Source organism: Streptomyces sp. NBRC 110028 (genome assembly GCF_001417735.1).
Classification (GTDB): Bacteria; Actinomycetota; Actinomycetes; order Streptomycetales; family Streptomycetaceae; genus Streptomyces.
In genome coordinates this window covers 306,931-324,620 of sequence record NZ_BBUZ01000022.1, presented here as the reverse complement: position 1 = coordinate 324,620, position 17,690 = coordinate 306,931, and the positions used below count along the sequence as shown (strand labels likewise).

General features: G+C 73.4%; 18 protein-coding genes. 10 read left to right on the top strand and 8 right to left on the bottom strand.

Features of this window, described 5'->3' with window-relative positions; all coding sequences use genetic code 11:
• Nucleotides 1-89: 89 nt before the first annotated feature.
• The 4 genes from ASC60_RS01570 (at nucleotide 90) to ASC60_RS01555 (ending at nucleotide 3,444) form a co-directional block, all read left to right on the top strand.
• Nucleotides 90-470 (top strand): helix-turn-helix domain-containing protein, encoded by a 381-nt coding sequence (locus tag ASC60_RS01570; protein ID WP_055547102.1) that lies wholly within the window; start codon nucleotides 90-92, stop codon nucleotides 468-470.
• 141 nt (nucleotides 471-611) lie between these two features.
• Nucleotides 612-2,057 (top strand): DUF2252 domain-containing protein, encoded by a 1,446-nt coding sequence (locus ASC60_RS01565; protein ID WP_055545894.1) that lies wholly within the window; start codon nucleotides 612-614, stop codon nucleotides 2,055-2,057.
• Between the two features lie 39 nt (nucleotides 2,058-2,096).
• A complete protein-coding gene (locus tag ASC60_RS01560; RefSeq protein WP_234356740.1) occupies nucleotides 2,097-3,047 on the top strand; it encodes a hypothetical protein in 951 nt (316 codons plus the stop codon).
• A gap of 43 nt (nucleotides 3,048-3,090) precedes the next feature.
• Complete coding sequence (locus tag ASC60_RS01555; protein WP_055545893.1) at nucleotides 3,091-3,444, top strand: rhodanese-like domain-containing protein; 354 nt, start codon at nucleotides 3,091-3,093, stop codon at nucleotides 3,442-3,444.
• A 29-nt stretch (nucleotides 3,445-3,473) separates the two neighbouring features.
• Here the strand turns inward: ASC60_RS01555 and ASC60_RS01550 are convergent, their stop codons facing one another.
• The 6 genes from ASC60_RS01550 to paaA all read right to left on the bottom strand — a co-directional run bounded on the left by ASC60_RS01550 (nucleotide 3,474) and on the right by paaA (nucleotide 8,364).
• Nucleotides 3,474-4,628: an acyl-CoA dehydrogenase family protein gene (locus ASC60_RS01550; RefSeq protein WP_055545891.1), complete on the bottom strand. Its 1,155-nt coding sequence runs from the start codon at nucleotides 4,626-4,628 to the stop codon at nucleotides 3,474-3,476.
• A 170-nt stretch (nucleotides 4,629-4,798) separates the two neighbouring features.
• A complete protein-coding gene (locus ASC60_RS01545) occupies nucleotides 4,799-5,908 on the bottom strand; it encodes a 2Fe-2S iron-sulfur cluster-binding protein (RefSeq protein ID WP_055545889.1) in 1,110 nt (369 codons plus the stop codon).
• Entirely contained in the window at nucleotides 5,908-6,423 is a 516-nt protein-coding gene (gene paaD / locus ASC60_RS01540; RefSeq protein WP_055545887.1) for a 1,2-phenylacetyl-CoA epoxidase subunit PaaD, read from the bottom strand. Before paaD ends, ASC60_RS01545 begins: the two co-directional genes overlap by 1 nt.
• Nucleotides 6,417-7,118 (bottom strand): 1,2-phenylacetyl-CoA epoxidase subunit PaaC, encoded by a 702-nt coding sequence (paaC, locus tag ASC60_RS01535; protein WP_055545885.1) that lies wholly within the window; start codon nucleotides 7,116-7,118, stop codon nucleotides 6,417-6,419. The genes paaD and paaC overlap by 7 nt, the downstream gene beginning before the upstream one ends.
• Nucleotides 7,115-7,411 (bottom strand): 1,2-phenylacetyl-CoA epoxidase subunit PaaB, encoded by a 297-nt coding sequence (gene paaB, locus ASC60_RS01530; RefSeq protein ID WP_055545883.1) that lies wholly within the window; start codon nucleotides 7,409-7,411, stop codon nucleotides 7,115-7,117. The genes paaC and paaB overlap by 4 nt, the downstream gene beginning before the upstream one ends.
• Nucleotides 7,408-8,364: a 1,2-phenylacetyl-CoA epoxidase subunit PaaA gene (gene paaA, locus ASC60_RS01525; RefSeq protein ID WP_055545881.1), complete on the bottom strand. Its 957-nt coding sequence runs from the start codon at nucleotides 8,362-8,364 to the stop codon at nucleotides 7,408-7,410. Before paaA ends, paaB begins: the two co-directional genes overlap by 4 nt.
• Nucleotides 8,365-8,614: 250 nt before the next feature.
• Here paaA and ASC60_RS01520 point away from each other — a divergent pair, with 250 nt between their 5' ends.
• Nucleotides 8,615-9,286: a DUF5819 family protein gene (locus tag ASC60_RS01520; protein WP_055545878.1), complete on the top strand. Its 672-nt coding sequence runs from the start codon at nucleotides 8,615-8,617 to the stop codon at nucleotides 9,284-9,286.
• On the top strand, nucleotides 9,283-10,557 hold the full coding sequence (locus ASC60_RS01515) for an HTTM domain-containing protein (RefSeq protein WP_370592856.1): 1,275 nt from the start codon (nucleotides 9,283-9,285) through the stop codon (nucleotides 10,555-10,557). The genes ASC60_RS01520 and ASC60_RS01515 overlap by 4 nt, the downstream gene beginning before the upstream one ends.
• 44 nt (nucleotides 10,558-10,601) lie before the next feature.
• On the opposite strand, the gene ASC60_RS01510 is transcribed toward ASC60_RS01515, so the two are convergent.
• Complete coding sequence (locus ASC60_RS01510; RefSeq protein WP_055545874.1) at nucleotides 10,602-11,495, bottom strand: sigma-70 family RNA polymerase sigma factor; 894 nt, start codon at nucleotides 11,493-11,495, stop codon at nucleotides 10,602-10,604.
• A gap of 128 nt (nucleotides 11,496-11,623) precedes the next feature.
• Between ASC60_RS01510 and ASC60_RS01505 the strand changes: the two genes are divergently transcribed.
• Both ASC60_RS01505 and ASC60_RS01500 read left to right on the top strand, forming a co-directional pair.
• Entirely contained in the window at nucleotides 11,624-12,898 is a 1,275-nt protein-coding gene (locus ASC60_RS01505; RefSeq protein ID WP_234356739.1) for an alkene reductase, read from the top strand.
• Nucleotides 12,895-13,668 (top strand): RNA methyltransferase, encoded by a 774-nt coding sequence (locus tag ASC60_RS01500; RefSeq protein WP_055545873.1) that lies wholly within the window; start codon nucleotides 12,895-12,897, stop codon nucleotides 13,666-13,668. Before ASC60_RS01505 ends, ASC60_RS01500 begins: the two co-directional genes overlap by 4 nt.
• 24 nt (nucleotides 13,669-13,692) lie before the next feature.
• Here ASC60_RS01500 and paaN read toward each other — a convergent pair whose 3' ends face one another.
• Nucleotides 13,693-15,414 carry a phenylacetic acid degradation protein PaaN gene (gene paaN / locus ASC60_RS01495; protein ID WP_055545872.1) on the bottom strand — a complete coding sequence of 574 codons (1,722 nt, stop codon included), beginning with the start codon at nucleotides 15,412-15,414 and terminating at the stop codon, nucleotides 13,693-13,695.
• Between the two features lie 134 nt (nucleotides 15,415-15,548).
• Between paaN and ASC60_RS01490 the strand changes: the two genes are divergently transcribed.
• Both ASC60_RS01490 and ASC60_RS01485 read left to right on the top strand, forming a co-directional pair.
• Nucleotides 15,549-17,084: a 3-hydroxyacyl-CoA dehydrogenase gene (locus tag ASC60_RS01490; protein WP_234356738.1), complete on the top strand. Its 1,536-nt coding sequence runs from the start codon at nucleotides 15,549-15,551 to the stop codon at nucleotides 17,082-17,084.
• Nucleotides 17,085-17,086: 2 nt separating this feature from the next.
• Complete coding sequence (locus ASC60_RS01485) at nucleotides 17,087-17,686, top strand: TetR/AcrR family transcriptional regulator (RefSeq protein ID WP_055545870.1); 600 nt, start codon at nucleotides 17,087-17,089, stop codon at nucleotides 17,684-17,686.
• Nucleotides 17,687-17,690: the final 4 nt, after the last annotated feature.

Genomic DNA, 17,690 nt, shown 5'->3' with positions numbered 1-17,690 from the left:
AAGGAGCGGGTGTTTTTCTACGTACCTACGATTGGTACAGTAGCTTACTTTTCTGCAGCACCAAACGAAACGCAGGTATGGTGTATTCCATGGCGGACGGAGGCGGGCCCGAGGTCCACGACGAGCACGTGTGCAAGCAGGTCGACGGCAAGATGACCCGGGTCTTCGAGCTGTTCGGGAAGCGGTGGACCGGGCTGATCGTGGCCGTACTGACCGAGCAGGGCGCGTACTTCGCCGAGCTGCGGCGGGCCATCCCGGGCATCAGCGAACGCATGCTGTCGGACCGCCTCACCGAACTCTCGGCGGCGGGGCTGGTGGTCCGCGAAGTGGACCCCGGGCCTCCGTTGCGGGTGGCCTACCGGCTGACGGAGGCGGGGAAGGCGCTGGAGCCCGCGCTGAAGGAACTCGGGCGGTGGGCCGAGGATCATCTGCCCGAGGGCGGCGGCTGCCCGGAGCAGTTCCGGCGCTGAGCAGGACTTTCGCCGGGTTTACCGGAGTTTTCCACAGGCCCTGACGGGACGTGGGCGATCGGGGGTACGGTGCTGGTCGGTCGGGGGCGTGAGCGCTGTCGGCGGGGCCGGTGACGGGCGAGGATCGAAGCGGGGGGCGTGATGGCTGACGGCACGGGTGGGAGCGGGGCGGCCCGGCGGCTGCCCCGGGTTCCGGGGTTCGCGGCCTGGCGCGGGGATGGTCCCTCTCCCCGGCAGGAGGGGAAGGCGCTGCGGAAGCGGGTGCCGCGCTCGGCGCACGCCGTGCTGCCCTCGCCCGCTCCCGGGCGGCCGGACGCGGTGGAGGCGGTCGAGCGGTCGAACGCCGGGCGGCTGCCGGAGCTGACGCCGATACGGGTGGGGCGGATGATCGCGACCCCGTTCTCCTTCCTCCGCGGCTCGGCCGGGCTGATGGCCCACGACCTGGCGGCCACTCCGGTCACCGGCGTCGGTGCGCAGCTCTGCGGTGACGCGCACGCCGCCAACTTCGGGCTCTACGGGGACGCGCGCGGCGGTCTGGTCATCGACCTGAACGACTTCGACGAGACCGTCCACGGTCCGTGGGAGTGGGATGTGAAGCGGCTCGCGGCCTCGCTGGTGCTGGCCGGGCGGGAGGCCGGTGCAGACGAGGACGCCTGCCGGTCGGCGGCCCGTGACGCGGCGGGTGCCTACCGGCGCACGGTGCGGCTGCTGGCCAAGCTGCCGGCCACCGACGCGTGGAACGCGATCGCGGACGAGGAGCTGGTCTCGCACACCGACGCCCGGGACCTGGCCGGCACGCTGGAGCGGGTCGCCGAGAAGGCCCGGCGGAACACGAGCGCGCGCTTCGCCGCCAAGGCCACGGAGGCGGTTCCGGGCGATGAGGGCTCCTCCGGGCGGCCCGTGGCCCGGCGCTTCGTGGACGCGCCGCCGGTGCTGCGGCGGGTGCCGGACGCCGAGGCGGTGGCGGTCGCGGAGGCGCTGGGCGACTATCTGGGGACGCTGCCCGAGGACCGGCTGCCGCTGCTCGCCCGGTACGAGGTGCACGACGTGGCGTTCCGGGTCGTGGGCACGGGCAGTGTGGGGACGCGGTCGTATGTGGTGCTGCTGCTCGATCACCGGGGCGAGCCGCTGGTGCTGCAGGTGAAGGAGTCCCGGCCGTCCGCGCTGCTGCCGCATCTGGGGCGGGCCGGTTTCGAGATACCCGAGGTCGTCCACGAGGGGCGGCGGGTGGTGCTCGGCCAGAAGCGGATGCAGGTCGTCAGCGACATCCTGCTGGGCTGGACGACAGTGCTCGGGCGGCCGTACCAGGTACGGCAGTTCCGTAACCGCAAGGGGAGCGTCGACCCGGCGGCGCTGGCCGCCGACCAGATGGACGACTACGGGCGGATGACGGGCGCGCTGCTGGCGCGGGCGCACGCCCACAGCGCGGATCCGCGGGTGCTCGCCGGGTACTGCGGCAAGGGGGAGGAGCTGGACGAGGCGATGGCCGGCTTCGCGGTGGCATACGCGGACCGCACGGAGGCGGATCACGCGGAACTGCTGGCCGCGGTGCGTGCCGGGCGGATAGCGGCCGAGCCGGGGGTGTGAGGCGCGAGTCCCGAGGAGTGCCCCACGTAGGCTGAGCGGGTGACGAACCGGGAAGCGCAGCAGCAGGCACAGCGGGCGGTGTCCGAGGCGGAGCCCCAGGAGGAAGCTCAGGCGCCGGCCGAGGCCCAGTCCGAGCAGGCCCAGTCCGAGCAGGCCCAGTCCGAGCAGGCCCAGTCCGAGCAGGCCCAGTCCGAGGAGGCGCGATCCGAGGAGGACGCGCGGGCCGCGGAGCGTCTTGAGCGGGCGGTGCGGGCGGCCGAGCAGGCGCTGATCGAGTTCGAGATCGCGGTGGAGACCTTCCGGGTCGAGGTGGAGAACTTCTCCCGGCTGCACCATCAGCGGCTCGGCCCGATGTACTCGCGCCTGGACGAGCTGGACGCGCTGATCGCCGAGGCGGTCGCGGCGCGCACCGGCGATCCGGAGGACCGCCGCAGAGCCCGCGAGGCGCGTGGGCTGGTGCAGCCGATGCCCGGCGTGGAGGAGCTGTTCCACGGCTGGATCGACTCCGAGGGCCTGTCGCCGGAGGCGTCCGCGATGCTCACCGAGCAGCCGGTGCAGCCGCCGCCGCGGGTGCGGCCGAGCGAGGAGGCCCGCCGGATCTACCGCGACCTGGCCCGCAAGGCCCACCCGGACCTGGCCGAGGAGGAGGCCGAGCGGGAGCGGCGCGGTGAGTTCATCGTGCGGGTCAACGCGGCGTACGCGGCCGGGGACGAGGTGGCGCTGCGGAAGCTGGCCGAGGAGTGGGAGGCCGGTCCGCCGCCGCCCGAGCGGAGGGCGAGCCGCAGCGAGGAGCTGTACGCCCGGCTGGAGTGGCTGGCCGAGCGCAAGGAGATGCTGGCCGAGGTCGCCTCCGAGCTGGAGTCGAGTGCGATCGGCGCGATGATCAAGATGGCGCCGGAGGATCCGGACCGGCTGCTGGACGAGATCGCCGAGCAGCTGCTCGCCCAGGTCTCCGAGAAGGAGGCCCGGCTGGCGGAGCTGGCGCGGTAGTAGGTTTCTCCGAGCTGACGATGTCGTGTGAGAGGTGTGTGTGATGCATTTTGCCCAGCTTCCCCAGGTGGAGGCCGCGGCGGTACCGGCCGATGGCTTTCTGTTGGACGTCCGGGAGGACGACGAGTGGGCGGCCGGGCATGTCGAGGGCGCCCTTCACATTCCGATGGGTCAGGTCGTCGCCCGGTTCGGTGAGCTGACCGAGTCGGTCGGCGGGGAGCGCCGAGTGCATGTGATGTGCCGGGTCGGCGGGCGGTCAGCGCAGGTGACGCAGTATCTGGTCGCCCAGGGGCTGGACGCGGTGAACGTGGACGGCGGGATGCTCGCCTGGGAGGCGGCCGGCCGTCCGATGGTCGGTGGCCAGGACGGCACGGCGGAGGGCGCCTTCGTGCTGTAGTCCGGGCAGGTCCGGGTCTGCGGGGTGTCTCAGGCGAGGGGGTGGGCGGCGAGGAGTTCGCCGAGTGCCTCCTCGTGGGCGGCGGCCGGGCCCAGGGACAGCTCCAGCTGCTTGGCCCAGGCGTGATAGCGGTGCAGCGGATAGTCGGTGACCGCCCCGAAGCCGCCGTGCAGATGCTGGGCGGTCTGGACGACCCGGCGTACGCCCTCGGCGGCCCATATCTTGGCGACCGCCACGTCTCCGGCGACCGGCAGTGCCCCGTTCGCCGTCGACTCCGGGCCCTTCTCGTCCCGGGAGAGCCGCCAGGCGGCCTGCCAGAGCGTGGCCTCCATGGCCCGCAGATCGATGTACCGGTCGGCGGTCTGGACGGCGACCGCCTGGAACGTGGCGAGCGGATGGCCGAACTGCTCGCGGGTGGACGTGTACGAGCTGGTCAGTTCGAGCACCGCCGTGCCGACGCCCAGCGCCAGCGCGCAGGTGCCGGTGGTGAGCAGCGCGCGCAGCCAGTCCCAGGCGCCCTCCGCGTCCAGCACCTCGTGACCGTCCGCCCGTACGCCGTCCAGCCGGACCTCGGCCAGCCGCTCGCCGCTGGTGGAGACCTGCTCGTCCAAGCCGGTCCCCGGCCGGTCGCGGGGGACCAGGGCGAGGAGCGCCCGGCCCGCACCGGTGTGGGCGGGGATCAGCAGACGGTCGGCGTCGGCGGCCCAGGGGACCGCGGTCTGCGCCCCGTCCAGCACCCAGCCGCCGCCGTCCCGGCGTGCCTGGACGGCGAGTTCGGCCGGGCCGTGGCCGGTACGCCCGGCGGAGGCCACGGTGAGCACGAGGTCGCCGTCGGCGGTCCGGGGCAGCACGGCGGAGCACAGCTCGGGGGCGCCGTACCGCTGCACGGCGAGGGCGGCCGCGGCGGTCTCCAGCAGCGGCACCCGGGCCAGTACCTTCGCGGACTCGCGCAGCACCAGGCACAGGGCGAGCGGGTCGAGGCCGGAGCCGCCGTGGCGCGGGTCGAGGGTCAGCCCGAGCAGATCGGCGTCGGCGAGTCTGCGCCACAGCGCGCGGTCGATATCTTCGGCGACGGCGCCGGGGGTGAGGGCGGGGCTGGGCACGCCGTCCGGGGTGGTGGAGGAGAAGACGGCCTTCGCCGCCTCCACGGCCGCCTGTTGCTCCTCGGTGAAGGTGAAGTCCACTGTCCGTCCTCCCGCGCCGTCGAGCTACATCTGACGGCCCGTCAAGATAGAACAGGTTCTACAAGAAGGGAACGCCCCGAACGCCCGCGTCGTCCCGCCCGCGTCGTCCCGCCCCGTCGTCCCGCCCCCTCGCACCGCCCCGTCGTGCCGCCCGCCGGGGCGGCGGGCGGTCAGCGGTCGAAGTCCAGCTCCACCCGCTCGCCGACCGGATGGGACTGACAGGACAGCACATAGCCGGCCTTCACCTCGTCCGGCTCGAGCGCGAAATTCCGGTCCATCCGCACCTCCCCGGAGACCAGGAACGCCCGGCAGGTCCCGCACACCCCGCCCTTGCAGGCGTAGGGCGCGTCCGCGCGATTGCGCAGCACGGTCTCCAGCAGCGACTCCCCGTCCCGCACCGGCCAGCTCCCCGACCGGCCGTCCAGGGTCGCCGTCACCGTGCTGTGCGAGGGCGCGGCGGCCGGGGGCGGTGCGGGGGAGACGCCCTCGCCGGGGCCCGCCGCCACATGGAAGATCTCCTGGTGGACCCGGCCGCGGGGCACCCCGAGCCCGCGCAGCGCCCGCTCGGCGGCGCGCACCAGCCCGTACGGACCGCACAGGAACCAGCCGTCCACCGAATCCACCGGCAGCAGCGAGGGCAGCAGACCGGTCAGCCGCTCCTGATCCAGCCGCCCGGACACCAGCCCGGTCTGCTGTTCCTCCCGGGACAGGGCGCACACCAGCTGGAACCGGTCGGGCCAGCGGTCCTTAAGGTCGGCGACCTCCTCCAGGAACATCGTGGAGGCGGCGGTGCGGTCGCTGCGGATCAGGCAGAAGCGGGCCTCGGGCTGCCGCTCCAGCAGGGTGGCGGCGATGGACAGCACGGGCGTGATGCCGCTGCCGCCGACGACCGCGGCGAAGTGGCCGGGCCGGGGGGCGAGCACGAACCGGCCCGCCGGGGCCATCACCTCCACCACCTCCCCGACCGCCAGCTCCTTGAGGGCGTACGTGGAGAACGCGCCGCCCTCCACCAGCCGCACCCCGACCCGCAAGCGCTCGGGCCCCTCCGGGCCAGGGGCGGGGGCGCAGATCGAGTACGTCCGCCGGATCTCCGCGCCGTCCGCGAACCGCCGCACCGCGATGTGCTGCCCGGGGACGAAGCGGAACGTCTCGCGCAGCGCGGGCGGCACCCGGAGGGTGACGGCGACCGCGTCATCGGCGAGCGGATCGACGGCCGCCACCCGCAGCGGATGGAACGCGCCGTGATGGGGCGCGGCGACGGGCACCGCTTCCGCGGTCATCACAACTCCTTGAAGTGGTCGAACGGTTCGCGGCAGGTCTCGCAGCGGCGCAGCGCCTTGCACGCGGTGGAGGAGAAGCGGCTCAGCAGCGTGGTCTCGGTGGAGCCGCACTGCGGACAGCGCACCGTCAGCTCGACGGGCACCGGCCCGCCCGCCGTGGTGCCCCGTGGCGCGGGCGGCGCTATGCCGGATTCGGCGAGCTTGCGGCGGCCCTCGGCGCTGATCGCGTCCGTCGTCCAGGGCGGGGCGAGCACCGTGCGGACCTCGACCTCGGCCACCCCATGGTCGTGGAGCACACGCTCGATGTCGACGGCCATCGACTCCAGCGCCGGGCAGCCGGTGTAGGTGGGCGTCAGCTCGACCTCGACCCGGCCCGGCGCCAGGAACCGCAGCCCCCGCAGCACGCCCAGCTCGGCCAGGGACACCATCGGCAGCTCCGGGTCCGGCACGGAGCCGGCCAGTCGCCGCAGCTCCTCTTCGAGCGCGGTGGGGGCGTGGGGCGCGGGTGTCACCATGCCGCCCCCGGGTGGCTGCGGTGCAGATGCTGCATCTGCGCGAGCATCGGGCCGAACGGCTCGGTGTGGATGCCCTGGCGCCCGGCGCCGGCCGCCCAGGCGCCGCGCCGCGGCCCCTCGGGGACGCTCAGGGTGGCGCGGGTGAGGACGGCGGTGATGCGGCTCAGCCACGCGTCGTGCAGCGCGGACCAGTCGACCTCGCAGCCCTCGACCGGCTCGAACAGCTCACCGGTGAACCGCCACAGCTCGTCCAGCCCGCGGCGCATGCGCTGGTGGCTCTCCTCGGTGCCGTCGCCGAGCCGCAGCGTCCAGTGCTCGGCGTGATCGCGGTGGTAGGCCACCTCCTTGACCGCCTTGGCGGCCAGCGGGGCGAAGGGGCCGTCGCCGCGCGCCAGCTCCTCGTACAGCAGCTCCTGGTAGGTGGAGAAGTAGAGCTGGCGGGCGATGGTGTGGGCGAAGTCCCCGTTCGGCTGCTCGGCCAGCTGGGCGTTGCGGAACGCCCGCTCCTCGCGGAGATAGGCCAGCTCGTCCTCGTCGCCGGCGAGGGAGAGCAGCACCCGGGCCTGGCCGAGCAGGTCCAGGGCGATGTTGGCGAGCGCGACCTCCTCCTCCAGCACGGGGGCGTGGCCCGCCCACTCCCCCAGCCGGTGGGAGAGCACCAGCGCGTCGTCGCCCAGGGCGAGGGCAGCGGTCACAGGTGCCGCACCCCCTCCGGGATCTCGTAGAACGTGGGGTGCCGGTAGGGCTTGTCGGCGGCGGGCTCGAAGAAGGGGTCCTTCTCGTCCGGTGAGGAGGCGGTGATCGAGGCGGAGGGCACCACCCAGATCGAGACGCCCTCCGAGCGGCGGGTGTACAGATCCCGCGCGTTCCGCAGGGCCATCTCCGCGTCCGGGGCGTGCAGGGAACCGGCGTGGGTGTGCGCGAGACCGCGCCTGCCGCGGACGAACACCTCCCACAGCGGCCATGTGCCGTCTGCGCCACCGCTCATGCCTGTGCCTCCCTGTGCTTGGCCGCGTACGCCGCGGCCGCCTCGCGCACCCAGGCGCCTTCCTCATGGGCCCGGCGCCGCTGGGAGATCCGCTGGGCGTTGCACGGCCCGTTCCCCCGCAGCACCTCGCCGAACTCGTCCCAGTCGATGGGGCCGAAGTCGTGGTGCCCCCGCTCCTCGTTCCACTTCAGGTCGGGGTCGGGGAGGGTGAGGCCGAGGGATTCGGCCTGGGGGACGCAGATGTCGACGAAGCGCTGACGCAGCTCGTCGTTGGAATGCCGCTTGATCTTCCAGGCCATCGACTGGGCGGAGTGCGCCGACGCGTCGTCGGGCGGGCCGAACATCATCAGCGACGGCCACCACCAGCGGTCCACCGCGTCCTGGGCCATGGCGTGCTGGGCCTCGGTGCCCCGGCTCAGGGCCAGCAGCAGCTCATACCCCTGGCGCTGGTGGAAGGACTCCTCCTTGCAGATCCGGACCATCGCGCGGGCGTACGGCCCGTAGGAGCAGCGGCACAGCGGGACCTGGTTGGTGATCGCCGCGCCGTCCACCAGCCAGCCGATGGCGCCCACATCGGCCCAGGTCAGCGTCGGGTAGTTGAAGATCGACGAATATCTCTGGCGGCCCGAGTGAAGCTTGTCCAGCAGCTCGTCCCGGCTGGTGCCCAGGGTCTCCGCCGCGCTGTAGAGATACAGTCCGTGGCCCGCCTCGTCCTGGACCTTGGCCATCAGGATCGCCTTGCGCCGCAGCGAGGGGGCGCGGCTGATCCAGTTGGCCTCGGGCTGCATGCCGATGATCTCGGAGTGGGCGTGCTGCGCGATCTGCCGGACCAGGGAGGCCCGGTAGTCGTCGGGCATCCAGTCGCGCGGCTCGATGCGCTCGTCCGCCGCCAGGGCGGCGTCGAACACCGCCTCGTACGCCCCCGCCCCGGCATCCGCCGCCGTCGTCGTCATGCGAAGCCCCTTCGCCATCCGTCCCCGCCGTCCGTCCCGCCGACCGCCCGGCAACCAACCGACCGATCGTTCGGTTCAATGGTGGGCCGAGGGAACGTAGGGTGTCAAGCCTGTGGATAACGCTGAGGATGCTGTGCCAGGCGGGCCGCATCGGTAGCGTGCGGGCGGAGAGGACACCCACCGGGGGCCGTGGGCGCACAGCCGTCCGGGCCGGGTGCGGGGACCTGGACCATCGGGAGCGGGGCGGGGCATGGCGGTAGCGGAGCCGGACGACGAGGCGGCGGAACGGCTCGCCACGCTCTCACTGCCGTCACAGCTGATCGTCGCGGTGGCGGTCGCCGCCGTCGCGGTCGCCGTGGCCCTTCACCTCGGCATGGCGTTCCTGAGCGTCGCGCCGCCCAACACGATCAGCAAGCGGCACGGCGCGGCCATGGACGACTACACCTACCCGGAATTCGAGCGGAACTGGAAGCTCTTCGCGCCCAATCCGCTCCAGCAGGACATCGCCATACAGGCCCGGGCCGAGATCCGCACCCCCGAGGGCGGCCTCGCCACCACCGGCTGGACCAACCTCTCCGCCCAGGACGGCGCCGCCATCCACCACAACCCGCTGCCCAGCCACACCCAGCAGAACGAGCTGCGCCGCGCCTGGGAGTTCTACGCCGGCTCGCACGACGCGCGGGAACGGCCGAACGGCATCCGCGGCAGCCTCTCCGAGCAGTACATACGCCGGATCGTCCTGCTCCGTCTCGGCTCGAAGCCCGACGGCGGCACGGTGCAGCGCGTCCAGGTGCGGTCAGCGACCACGCCGCTGGCCGCACCGCCGTGGAGCGACGAGAAGGTCGACACCAAGCCGTTCTACCGGACCCTGCCCTGGTGGACGGCGACCGCGGCCGACCTTCCCGAGGGGACGCGCCGGTGACGATATCCGCTGCCCAGCCCGTCCTGGAGCGTGTCCGGTCCGCCGTGGCGCGCGGCCACGCCCGCGTCACCGGGTCCGCGCTCGGCCGCTACCAGACGGCCGTGGTGCGCATCGGCTTCTCCTTCACCTGGCTGTTCTTCCTGCTCCGCGAATGGCCCCACCGCCGGGAGCTGTACGGCCCCGACGGCCCCTGGAACTGGGACATGGCCCGGAGGCTGATCGACGGCAACCACGCCTTCACCGCGCTCATGTGGTCCGACAGCGGCCTGTGGTTCGAGGCCGTCTACGCCGTCGCCCTCGGCTCGGCCCTGCTGCTCCTGCTCGGCTGGCGCACCCGCACCATGTCCGTGCTGTTCATGCTCGGCGTGCTGTCGCTGCAGAACCGCTCGGTCTTCATCGGCGACGGCGGCGACAACCTCATCCACCTGATGTCGCTCTACCTGGTGCTCACCCGGTGCGGCCGGGTCTGGTCCCTCGACGCCCGCCGCGCCGCCCGGCGGCCGGACGGGCAGGAGCCGCCGCGCGATACGACCGGAATCGTGCTGTGGACCGTCCTGGGGCTCGCCCTGGCCTGCGCCCAGCTGTTCACCGACGCCGATCTGTCGCTGATCGCGGACGGCCCGCTCCCCGGGCTGGGCTGGGCGACGGTCCTGTGGGGGCTGTGGCTCGTCCAGGGCGGCTGGTGGCTCGCGCGCCGGTACGCGCCGGGGGAGCCGCGCACCGTCCTGGACATGTTCGCCAACCTGGCGCACAACGGCGCGCTGGTGGTGATCATGGGCGAGGTGTGTCTGCTCTACGCCTCCGCGGGCTGGTACAAGGTCCAGGGCTCGCGCTGGCAGGACGGCACCGCCCTGTACTACCCGCTGCACCTGGACTACTTCTCGCCCTGGCCGTCCCTGGCCGGCATGCTCGCGAGCAGCGGCACCCTGGTGATGCTGCTGACCTACGGCACGGTCATCGTCCAGGTCGCCTTCCCCTTCACGCTGCTGAACCGGCGGGCCAAGAACGTCATGCTGGTGCTGCTCATGCTGGAGCACATCGGCATCGCCGTCGCGCTCGGCCTGCCCTTCTTCTCGCTCGCCGCCATCGCGGCGGACGCGGTGTTCCTGCCGACCGCCTTCCTGCTCTGGACCGGCCGGAAGGCCTCCCGGGCCCGCGACCGGCTGGCCGCGGGAGTCGCTGTCCGCCTGCCCCGGCAGGCGAACCGAGCCCCGAAGAGGCGTGCGGCGGAGGACGACGAGACTCCCGCCGCCCCCACGCTCACCGGCTGAGTGCCGTCCTCACCGGCTGACCGGCCCCGGCCGGCGCCGGTGCGTCAGCCGTCGAGGACGGCCAGCTCCAGTCCGCCGAGCCGGGCCGGGTCGGCGATCACCTCGTACGCGGTGATCCTCTCGTCCTCGACCGTGAAGGTGAGGGCGAGCAGCAGCCGCCCGTGCGGTGCCACGACCACGCCCACCGATCCGTTCACCAGCGCCGGTTCGGCGAACCGCGCCCGGCGCCCGAGCACGGTGGTCTCCTCCGCCACCGCGCGCGCACCGCGGGACGTCGTCGGGACGCCCGCCGGGAGGGCCGCCCGGTCGGCGCGGCGTACGACGTCCGGGGCGAGCACCGCCAGCAGCGCCTCCAGGTCGCCGTCGCGCGCGGCGGCGAGGAAGGCGTCCACGACGCGGCGCTGGGCGGCGAGTCCGGCGGCGGAGACCGCGGGCGTGCCGCGCACCTTGCGGCGCGCGCGGCTGGCGAGCTTCTTCGCCGTCTCCGGGGAGCGCTCCACGACGGGAGCGATCTGGTCGAACGGCACGGCGAAGGCGTCGTGCAGGACGAAGGCGACCCGTTCGGCGGGGGCGAGCGTGTCCAGCACCACCAGCAGCGCGCGGCCGACCGCGTCGACCAGGACCGCTTCGCCCTCGGGATCGGCCCCGCCGCCCGTACCGCCGTCGTCCCGGACCTGGTGGGCCGGCTGTCGCTCGATGGGCTCCTCGCGGCGGGAGGAGCGCGAGCGCAGCATGTCCAGGCACAGCCGGGAGACGACCGTGTGCAGCCAGGCGGGCAGGTTCTCGACCCGGTCGGCGTCGCTGCGGCTGAGCCGCAGCCAGGTCTCCTGGACGGCGTCGTCCGCCTCGCTGAGCGAGCCGAGCATCCGGTAGGCGACCGCTCGCAGATGGCTGCGATGGGCCTCGAACCGTGCCGCCAGCCGGTCCTGCTCGTCCATGGGTCACCTTTCGCCTTCGTGCACCGTCACCGTGATGACGCGCGGAACGGGCCTGACGTGACCGTATGCCGCCGCACGGCAGGAAGACCGGAAACCAGGAAGCCAGAAGCCAGGAAGAGGGACACGCCATGTACACCGGCGAGACGACCGACACCGCCGAGACGACCGACACCGGCGACACCGCCCGCACCGCCGACCCGGCCCCCGCAGCTGTCGCGACAGCCCTGGGACAGCCGCTGCTCAGCCCGGTGGACCTCGGCGCCTTCCGGCTGCCCAACCGGGTGGTGATGGCGCCGGTCACCCGCGCCCGCGCCGCCGGTGACGGGCTGGTGCCGACCGCGATGCACGCCGCGTACTACGGCCAGCGGGCCAGTGCCGGGCTGATCATCGCCGAGGGGACATGGGTCGGGGAGGAGGCGATCGGGTTCGCCAACGTGCCCGGCATCTACACTGAGGAGCAGGTGGCCGCATGGCGGAGGGTCACCGGCGTCGTGCATGCGCTCGGCGGCCGCATCGTGCTGCAGCTGTGGCACACCGGTGCCGCCTCGCACCCCGATCACCTGGGCGGACGGCTGCCCGCCGGGCCCTCGGCGATCAATCCCCGGACGCGGTCCTTCACGTCCGGCGGGTTCAAGGGGACCGTCACGCCGCGGGCCATGACCCCGGCCGGTATCGCGGCCACGGTCGCCGACTTCGGTGCCGCATCGGAGAACGCCCGGCGGGCCGGGTTCGACGGGGTCGAGATCGGTGCCCTCGGCTCGTATCTGATCGGGCAGTTCCTCAACCCGCGGCTGAACCACCGGACGGACGCCTACGGCGGCGACCGCGCGGCCAGGCGACGGCTGCTGCTGGAGATCGTGGACGCGGCCGCCGTGCCCTGGGGAGGGCGGGGGGTCGGGGTCCGGCTGGGGCCGTACTGGACGGACGGCGAGCTGTTCCGGCCGGACGAGGAGACGCTCGCCGACTACGACGCGCTCGTGTCCGCTCTGGGCGACCACCCCGTGGCCTATCTGCATCTGCGCGGACGGGACCTCGCCGCGCCGGGCGCCGCTCCCGACGCCGGGGAGATCGCCCGGTACCGGCGGCGGTTCGACGGTCCGCTGATCGCCAACAACGGCTACGGCCGTGCCTCGGCGAACGCCCTCATCGCCTCGGGGCACGCCGACGCCGTGTCCTTCGCCACGCACTTCATCGCCAATCCGGATCTGGTCACCCGGTTCGCCCTGGACCGCGAACTGGCGGCCGGCGACCGCGCCACGTACTACACCGGCGGGGCCGACGGCTATGTCGACTATCCCGTCAGCGATTGGCGGGACGGGCCGGGGCGGCGGACCGGGGCCGGAGCCGGGGCCGTCGGTGAAGGGCCTGGTCACGGCCCTGGCCCCCGTACGCTGAGGGGATGACTGAGGACCAGGCCACGCAGGCCGTGCGGCAGTGGCGCGAGACGGCTGCCGAGACCGTCCTGCTCGACGGCTTCCATGCGCTGAAGCATGCGCTGCGCTTCGGTGCCGAGGTGCGGGTCGCGGTCACCAGCGACAAGGCCGCCGCGATGGAGCTGGCGGCGGAGCTGGCCGGTGATCTCACCGGGGTGATCACGGATCTCCTGGTGGAGGTGCCGGACCGGACCCTGCGCGGTCTCGTCCCCCGGGTGCACCCCACCCGCGTCGCCGCGCTGGCGGTCAGACGCGGGCGGCAGGGGAATCTGGACGCCCTGGCGCGGCTGCCGAGGCCCGCACCGGTCGTCGTCCTGGACAATCCGCGCAACCTCGGGAACGTCGGCGCCGTGGTCCGGCTCGCCGCCGGGTTCGGGGCCACGGGGGTGGTCACCACCGGGGACCTCGACCCCTGGCACCCGAACGCCGTGCGTTCGGGTGCGGGCCTCCACTTCGCCACCGCTGTCGAACGGCTGCCGGACGACGCCCTGCCGCCGGGGCCGCTGTACGCCCTGGACGCGGAGGGGGAGGACATCCGGTCCCTGGCCGTCCCCGACGACGCGCTGCTGGCGTTCGGCTCCGAGCGGCACGGGCTGTCGCCGGAACTGCGCGAGCGGGCCACCCGGCTGGTGGCCCTCCCCATGCGGCCGCAGGTGTCCAGCTACAACCTGGCCACCAGCGTGGCCATGGCCCTGTTTCACTGGGGAGGATCCGCCGCGCTCCCGCGGGACGCGGATTAGGGGGTGTCATCCGGAAGACACCCCCTACGCCGGGCGCCGCACCTCCACCATGCGGAAGCGGCTCGCCACGAACGCCGCGTCGCACAGCGCGGCGTTGGCCGACGGGTTGCCGCCCGTGCCGTGGAAGTCCGAGAAGGCCGCGGTCTGGTTCACATACACCCCGCCGGTCAGGTTCAGCGACAGCTGGGCGCACTCCTCCAGACACGCCTCCTCGATCAGCCGCTCCACCTCGGGCGACGTCGTGTACGCGCCGACCGTCATCGCGCCCTTGTCCCGGGTGGTGCGGCGCAGCAGGGCGACCGCGTCCGCCGCCGAGTCGACCGCGACGGCGAAGGACACCGGGCCGAAGCATTCGGAGAGATAGGGCGCGTCCGCGTCCGCCCCCTCCCAGAACTTGCGCGCCCCGTCCGCCTTCACCATCAGCGGCGTACGCACCGTGGCGTCGGGGAAGTCGGGGTGGGTCACCGCGCGGGAGGCGAGCGCGACCCCGCCGAGCCCGGGCGCGGCCTCCAGCCGCTCCCGCACCCGCGGGCCCACGATCGCGCCGAGCAGCGCGCTCGCCCGGGCGTCGTCGCCCAGCAGCCCGTCGACCGCCGCCGCCAGATCGGCCACCACCTCGTCGTACGACTTGGGGCCAGCGTCGGTGGTGATGCCCTCGCGGGGGATCAGCAGATTCTGCGGGGTGGTGCACATCTGGCCGCTGTAGAGGGAGAGGGAGAACGCCAGATTGGCCAGCATGCCCTTGTAGTCGCCGGTGGAGTGGATGACGACCGTGTTGACCCCGGCCTTCTCCGTGAAGACCTGGGCCTGCCGGGCATGGGTCTCCAGCCAGTCGCCGAAGGCGGTCGAGCCCGTGTAGTCGATGACGCGGATCTCGGGGCGCACGGCGAGGACCTTGGCGATGCCCTCGCCCGGCCGCTCGGCCGCCAGCGCCACCAGATTGGGGTCGAAGCCCGCCTCCCGCAGCACCTCGCGCGCCACCCGCACCGTGAGCGCGAGCGGCAGGACCGCCTGCGGATGCGGCTTGACCAGCACCGGATTGCCGGTGGCCAGCGAGGCGAACAGGCCGGGGTACCCGTTCCACGTGGGGAAGGTGCTGCAGCCGATCAGCAGCGCGATGCCGCGCGGCACCGCGGTGAAGGTCTTGCGCAGCTCCAGCGGATCGCGCTTGCCCTGCGGCTTGGACCAGTCGGCGGCGCTCGGCGTGCGCGTCTGCTCCGCGAACGCGTACGCCACGGCTTCCAGACCGCGGTCCTGGGCGTGCGGGCCGCCCGCCTGGAACGCCATCATGTACGCCTGTCCGCTGGTGTGCATGACCGCCTGCGCGAACTCATGCGAGCGGGCGCTGATCCGGGCCAGGATCTCCAGGCAGACCATGGCCCGCGCCTCGGGCCCGGCGTCCCGCCAGGCGGGCATCCCCGCCCGCATGGCGGGCAGCAGCACATCCAGGTCCGGATGCGGATACTGCATGCCCATCTCGGCCCCGTACGGCGAGACCTCGGAGCCCGTCCAGCCGTCGGTGCCCGGCTGGTCCAGCTCCAGGCGCGTGCCGCGCAGCGCCTCGAAGGCGGCCTGGCCCTCGGGGACGCTCAGGCTCGGGCGCCCGCCCTGGCCCTCCCCGCCGTACGCCTTCGGATGCTCGGGGTGCGGGGACCAATAGGCGCGGGTACGGATCGCCTCCAGGGCCTGGTCGAGGGTGGGGCGGTGCGTCTTCGTCAACTGGTCTGTGGTGCGTGCGGCGGTCACGGCTGACCAACTCCTCGTCGAGCTGGGATTGAGCTGGGCTGGAAGTGGCGACAGAGTTAGATTAACCGAACGATCGGTCGGGACAAGAGGGCCTGGCGGGCCTGTGGACAACTTCGTCGAAAAGGATCAGCGGCATGACTGCGAGCGGCATGACTGCGCACGACCGCGGGCTTCCGCGCACCAGCACCGTGGCCGTCGTCGGCACGGGCACGATGGGCCAGGGGATCGCCCAGGTGGCGCTGGCCGCCGGGCATCCGGTGCGGCTCTATGACGCCGCGCCGGGCCGCGCCGCCCAGGCCGCGGAGGCGATCGCGGCCCGCCTCGGGCGGCTGGTCGCCAAGGGCGCCCTCGCCGCGGCCGACCGCGACGCCGCCCTCGGCCGGCTCGCCCCCGTCGACCGCCTCGCGGACCTGGCCGACACCGAGCTGGCCGTCGAGGCCATCCTGGAGGAGCTGGGCGCCAAGCAGCAGCTGTTCACCGCCCTGGAATCCGTCGTCTCCGACCGGTGTCTGCTCGCCACCAACACCTCCTCCCTCTCCGTCACGGCCGTCGCGGGCGCCCTGCGCCGCCCCGGCCGCCTCGTCGGCCTCCACTTCTTCAACCCGGCCCCGGTGCTGCCGCTGGTCGAGGTGGTCCGCGGCTTCGCCACCGACCCGGCCGCCGCCGACCGCGCGTACGACACCGTCGCCGCATGGGGCAAGACCCCGGTGCGCTGCGCCGACACCCCCGGGTTCATCGTCAACCGGATCGCCCGCCCCTTCTACGCGGAGGCCTTCCGGGTGTACGAGGAGGGCGGCGCCGACCCCGCCACGATCGACGCCGTCCTGCGCGAGTCCGGCGGCTTCCGGATGGGGCCCTTCGAGCTGACCGACCTCATCGGCCAGGACGTGAACGAGGCCGTCACCCGATCCGTCTGGGAATCGCTGTTCCACGATCCGAAATTCACCCCGTCCCTCGCCCAGCGCCGCCTGGTCGAGGCCGGGCTGTACGGGCGCAAGACGGGCCGCGGCTGGTACGACCACACCGAAGGTGCCCCGCGCCCCCGCCCGCACACCGCCGAGCCCTGCGACGCCCCCGAGAAGCTCGCCCTCCACGGGGACCCGGGCCCCGCCGCCGGGCTCGTCCCCCTCATCGAGGAGGCGGGCATCACCCTGACCCGCGAGGCGGGCCCCGGCGGCTTCTTCGAGCTGCCCGACGGCACCCGGCTGTCCCTCACCGACGGGTCCGCCGCCACCATGGACCCCTTCGGACCCGGCATCCGGTTCGACCTGGCGCTGGACTACCGCACCGCCGGCCGCATCGCGCTCGCCCCCTCCGAGACCGCCGCGCCGGAGGCCGTCGCCGCCGCGACGGGGCTCTTCCAGGCGCTCGGGAAGCAGGTGAGCGTCGTGGGGGACCTCCCCGGCATGATCGTGGGCCGCACCGTCGCGATGCTCGTGGACTTCGCCACCGACGCCGTCGCGCGCGGGGTGGCGAGCGCCGGGGACATCGACACCGCCATGCGCGCCGGGGTCAACTATCCGCGCGGTCCCCTGCACTGGGGGAGGCAGCTCGGCGCCGGCTGGGTGCGCGATGTTCTGGAGAACCTCCACGGGGCCTGCCCCACCGGCCGCTACGCCCCCTCCCAGGCCCTGGTCCGGCGTGCTGCCAGCGAAGGAAAGCTGCTCTAATCATGGCCATGGTCAAGCGCGACACCTATACGCCCGAATCGCTGCTCGCGGTCGCCGTGGAGGTGTTCAACGAGCGCGGGTACGACGGCACCTCCATGGAGCATCTCTCCCGTGCGGCGGGGATCTCCAAGTCGTCGATCTACCACCACGTCAAGGGCAAGGAGGAGCTGCTCCGGCGGGCCATAAGCCGTGCGCTGGACGGGTTGTTCGGCATCCTCCAGGAGCCGGCCGCGCGCGACGGCCGGGCGGTCGAACGGCTGGAGTACGTGGCCCGGCGCACCGCCGAGGTGCTGATGGAGGAGCTGCCCTACGTCACGCTGCTGCTGCGGGTCCGCGGCAACACGGACACCGAGCGGTGGGCCATGGAGCGGCGCCGGGAGTTCGACCACCAGGTCGCCGATCTCCTCAAGCGGGCCGCCGCCGACGGTGATCTGCGCGCCGACGTGGACGCGCGGCTGGCGACCAGGCTGCTCTTCGGCATGATCAACTCCATCGTGGAGTGGTACCGGCCCGGCCGGGGCGGGGCCGCCGGTGCCGAGGAGGTGGCCGAGGCCGTGGTCCGTACGGCCTTCGCCGGCCTGCGCGTCCCCGGGGCCTCGTAACACC

Coding starts and splice junctions, on each gene's coding strand:
- ASC60_RS01490 (WP_234356738.1), top strand. CDS start 15,549: ATGACTGCGAGCGGCATGACTGCGCACGACCGCGGGCTTCCGCGCACC.
- ASC60_RS01520 (WP_055545878.1), top strand. CDS start 8,615: ATGGCGGTAGCGGAGCCGGACGACGAGGCGGCGGAACGGCTCGCCACG.
- ASC60_RS01510 (WP_055545874.1), bottom strand. CDS start 11,495: ATGGACGAGCAGGACCGGCTGGCGGCACGGTTCGAGGCCCATCGCAGC.
- ASC60_RS01500 (WP_055545873.1), top strand. CDS start 12,895: ATGACTGAGGACCAGGCCACGCAGGCCGTGCGGCAGTGGCGCGAGACG.
- ASC60_RS01485 (WP_055545870.1), top strand. CDS start 17,087: ATGGCCATGGTCAAGCGCGACACCTATACGCCCGAATCGCTGCTCGCG.
- ASC60_RS01555 (WP_055545893.1), top strand. CDS start 3,091: ATGCATTTTGCCCAGCTTCCCCAGGTGGAGGCCGCGGCGGTACCGGCC.
- ASC60_RS01505 (WP_234356739.1), top strand. CDS start 11,624: ATGTACACCGGCGAGACGACCGACACCGCCGAGACGACCGACACCGGC.
- ASC60_RS01545 (WP_055545889.1), bottom strand. CDS start 5,908: ATGACCGCGGAAGCGGTGCCCGTCGCCGCGCCCCATCACGGCGCGTTC.
- ASC60_RS01565 (WP_055545894.1), top strand. CDS start 612: ATGGCTGACGGCACGGGTGGGAGCGGGGCGGCCCGGCGGCTGCCCCGG.
- paaB (WP_055545883.1), bottom strand. CDS start 7,411: ATGAGCGGTGGCGCAGACGGCACATGGCCGCTGTGGGAGGTGTTCGTC.
- ASC60_RS01570 (WP_055547102.1), top strand. CDS start 90: ATGGCGGACGGAGGCGGGCCCGAGGTCCACGACGAGCACGTGTGCAAG.
- paaA (WP_055545881.1), bottom strand. CDS start 8,364: ATGACGACGACGGCGGCGGATGCCGGGGCGGGGGCGTACGAGGCGGTG.
- paaD (WP_055545887.1), bottom strand. CDS start 6,423: ATGGTGACACCCGCGCCCCACGCCCCCACCGCGCTCGAAGAGGAGCTG.